At 61.7% G+C, this 3624-nt stretch carries 4 protein-coding genes; all 4 read left to right on the forward strand.

Annotated elements, in window-relative coordinates; all coding sequences use genetic code 11:
• The first annotated feature begins 326 nt into the window (after positions 1 to 326).
• Entirely contained in the window at positions 327 to 839 is a 513-nt protein-coding gene (locus tag ASC78_RS27075) for a DUF4189 domain-containing protein (RefSeq protein ID WP_082517533.1), read from the forward strand.
• A gap of 5 nt (positions 840 to 844) precedes the next feature.
• A complete protein-coding gene (locus ASC78_RS14300) occupies positions 845 to 1447 on the forward strand; it encodes a hypothetical protein (protein ID WP_055802450.1) in 603 nt (200 codons plus the stop codon).
• The gene (locus ASC78_RS14305; protein WP_055802451.1) at positions 1444 to 2874 is read left to right on the forward strand and encodes an XVIPCD domain-containing protein; all 1431 of its coding nucleotides are present in this window, start codon (positions 1444 to 1446) and stop codon (positions 2872 to 2874) included. Before ASC78_RS14300 ends, ASC78_RS14305 begins: the two co-directional genes overlap by 4 nt.
• 55 nt (positions 2875 to 2929) lie before the next feature.
• On the forward strand, positions 2930 to 3624 hold a 695-nt coding region (locus ASC78_RS14310; protein ID WP_235505094.1), incomplete at its 3' end, for a type IV secretion system protein.

The following is a 3624-nucleotide window of genomic DNA, read 5'->3' on the forward strand; positions in this document are numbered from 1 at the left end:
TGCAAGGGGGCATCGGGCTGCTGCTGACGGTGCTGCTGGTGACCGCGCCTGCGGCGGCGGCGCAGTTCTTCGGGGGGACGCTGGGGCAGTTCTATACGAGCTCGGTGCTCGGTGGCGGGGCCGGTGCGCAGCAGGGGCCGGGCGGGCAGGCGCCGGGGACTTTTGGGGCGGGAGCGCGAGAGCCGGCGAGTATCCCTGGGCAATCGAGCCAGATTCCTACAACTACATCCCTCCCGCCTCCCCGCACCTCGGCAGAACCCCGACACGATGAGATTAGGGCCGCTTCGGTCCCAACCACCAAAAGCACTCAAGGTTGATGGAGACGCATGATGAAAACGGTGGCGCGAGTCTCGTTGTTGATGATGGCGGGGTTACTTTGGAATGGCCTCGTGCATGCCGAAGGCGGGTTCTGCCCACCGGGCACCATCGACCATAACAACGGCAGGGCACCAGCGATTGTTTGCTCGCCAATTCCGGGGTATGGGCAGCAACAAGCGCCGCAGCGGCCCGCAGAAGTTTGGCAGGATCGATATGGGGCGATTTATCTTGATGGTTCAAAAGGCGCAATAGGCACATCTTCAAAAATGCCAAGCCGTGCTACGGCGGAGCAAGCTGCACTGAACGGCTGCCAAGCGAAGGGTGGGATCAACTGCAAGATGGAAGCTTGGTATGGGAATGGTTGCGTCGCTTACGTAGTTTCTGATCACTCGTATGTAGCGATTCAGAAGCCCAAACTAGATGACGCAATCCAGGAAGGCATGCAGAAGTGTCAACGCTCTGGTGGCGCCAACTGTCAGGTTGACTACACCGATTGCAGCCTCCCAGTGCGCGTTCAATAGCCACCATGAAGCGCCTCATCTCCGCTCTAGCCGTCCTTCTTGCCCTCACCACCACCGCGTGCAGCCAAGCCATGAAACAACCCGACATCAAACTCAATCCGCATCCGAAGATGCGCTATGAAATCACGCTGACCATCGAGGATGCGCCGGGACCGTTCGATGCCGTGGAGGGGTCCGCTGGCTATCAGATAGCGAATGATCGTTGCGTCCCGCTCACCCCTTTCAGCGGCGTCAGGCTGACGCCCGAACGGCATGTGCCGATGGCCCTGACCCGCGTGAGTGACAAGGTTTACAAGGGTGAGCTCTATGTCGACCTGTTGACGGACGAGGACTACTTCGGACTGGGCCTTTGCCGCTGGTCCATGCCCTTTGCCGACTTCAGTCTGCAGATTGGAAATCTGGCGTTCGGCCACTCCATCGCCCTGAATGACATCTTGGCGAATAAGTCCGCCACACGTTATTTCTCCACGTTGTCGTACCGCGAAAGCACTCCTTTGAAAGACGGAGAGCGACCATGGGTCAACAGCGGCAATGCGCAGCGATCTGATTTCAAAGAGCCGAAGAGCACCTTCTCGATGACGCTCACTGCCACGGAGAAATTCCAATGACGATTACGTCCACGGATTACGCGCTGCTGGCCAAGGATTCATACAAAAATCGTGGGGTCAACCAGGATGTCGTCCTGGGCGGCGTGACGTATCGGGTCGAGGCCCATGCCGACAACCCCCGGACCGGCTTCCAGGCAACGGCCTATCAGCGGATCGAGACGGGCGAGGTGGTCATTGCCTTTCGCGGCACCGAATTCGGCCGCGAGCCGGTGCAAGACGGCCTCGTCGATGCCGGCATGGCGTTGGCGGGCGTCAACGCCCAGGCGCGTGACGCGAATGCCTTCACGCAAAAGGTGCTGGACAAGGCAAAGGCCGATGCAGAAAAGAGCAACCAGCCTCTCAACGTCACTGTCACCGGCCACTCGCTGGGCGGCACGCTGGCCCAACTTCACGCCCACAAATTCGGCCTCAAGGGCGAGACCATCAACGCCTTTGGCGCGGCCGGGCTGGTGCATGGAGTTCCCAAGGGCGGCCACCAAGTCATCAACCACGTTCGCGCAGGCGATGCGGTGAGCGCAGCCAGTGCGCATTTTGGCGAGGTGCGGGTCTATGCGGTGCAGCAGGATATTGACACGCTGGGCAAGGCCGGGTACCGCGACGGTGGCGGCGCGCTGAGTGCGCGCAATCCCGCCAAGGCCACCGATTTCAGTGCGCATTTCGCCGACAACTTCGCGCCCGATGGCGAGACGCTGGGTCGCTCGATCATCTCGCGGGAGAACGAGGCGCGCTATCACGCCCATCGCGGCATGATTGATCGCTATCGCGACGACGTATACAACGCCCGCGCCATCGCATCCGTTCCACTGCAAACCGGGGTGCAGGCGGGGCAGACGGTCGGTCAAGGCGTGAAGTCGACCGGCCACATCGCGGGGCAGGCCTACGATGCGGTGCGCAACTCCGTGGAGAGCGGCGCTCGGCGGGCAGCCGAGGCCCTGGAGCGGACCGGTGAAACGCTACGCGAAGGCGCCTCCCGTGCGATCGAGCGGCGCATCCGTCCGGGGCCGTGGCTCAGCAGCCGGGCAGAGCCGTCGCCTCTCTTGAGTCAGTCTGAGCACTCTGGCAACGAGCTCTATCAGCAGGCTTTGGCCGGCCTGGAGAAGATCAACACCGAGCGCAGCATTCCTTCCGACCAGCGCACCTGCAATGCCGCCGGCACATTGGCGGCTGCAGCTTGCCAAGGCAGCTTCAGGCAGATCGATCTTGTCGCCGTGAGCGACAACGGTGACAGGCTCATTGCGGTGCAGGGTAAGCCAGGCTCGGCGCTTTCCAAGGTGACCTATGTGGAGACGGCGGTGGCGCTGAACACGTCGCTTGCAGAAAGCTCGCAGGCCTTTACCGTTGCCGAGGCGCAAAACCAGCAACAGAACCAGCAGCCCCTGCAGATGAATCGACCGGTCCAGGCACAAGCCGGGCCGGCTCTGGCTTGAGTTGAGTTCGCGTACCAGCACTTTGCGTTCATAGCCCCATCGTCTTTCACCGATCATGAATACCGCACCATCAGCTTTCGATTTGATCGCAGCCGAGTTGTTTCGCATGCACGACGAGATGGCCGAATGGGTCAAAGCGAGCATGCGCAATGTCCTTGCCACGGCCCGCGCCAGCACCGTCGCCCTGGTGCTGCTCACGCTCTGGATTCTGATCCAGGGCTTTCGCATCCTCACCGGCCAGTCGCGCGAGCCGATGATTGCCCTGGTGGCCAGCATGAGCCGCAACGCCCTGATCGTGATCGCTGCAAGCACCATGGCCCTTGGGGGATCGGACCTGCACTCGATCTTCACGAACGGTCTGCTCAAGGAGGGCTCTTCCGATCTCATGGTCACCGGCGAGAAGGAATCGCCCGTCTCGGCCATCGACAAGAACCTGGTGCTCACCCAGGTGGTCATGTCGGCCATCGACAACGCGCAGGGCCTGGACGTGAGCACCAGCGGCTCCAACGTCACCAGCGTGGGCATGTCCTCGCTCGTGGGTGCGCTGGGCGTGTCAAGTCCGGCGATGACGGCCGGGGCGCTGCTGTTGACCTACCAGGTGGGGTTGGCTCTCTTCATCAGCCTGGGACCGCTGTTCATCCTGTGCCTGATTTTCAAGCAGACCGAGTCGCTGTTTCACAAGTGGCTGCTGTACGGCATCGGGCTGCTGTTTTCGATGGCGGTGCTCAGCTTCATGGTGTCGCTGGTGCT

Source organism: Variovorax sp. Root318D1, from assembly GCF_001424835.1.
GTDB lineage: Bacteria > Pseudomonadota > Gammaproteobacteria > Burkholderiales > Burkholderiaceae_C > Variovorax.

Bases quoted from the DNA above. Each gene is read 5' to 3' on its own strand.
- ASC78_RS27075 (WP_082517533.1), top strand. From the start codon at position 327: ATGATGAAAACGGTGGCGCGAGTCTCGTTGTTGATGATGGCGGGGTTA.
- ASC78_RS14300 (WP_055802450.1), top strand. From the start codon at position 845: ATGAAGCGCCTCATCTCCGCTCTAGCCGTCCTTCTTGCCCTCACCACC.
- ASC78_RS14305 (WP_055802451.1), top strand. From the start codon at position 1,444: ATGACGATTACGTCCACGGATTACGCGCTGCTGGCCAAGGATTCATAC.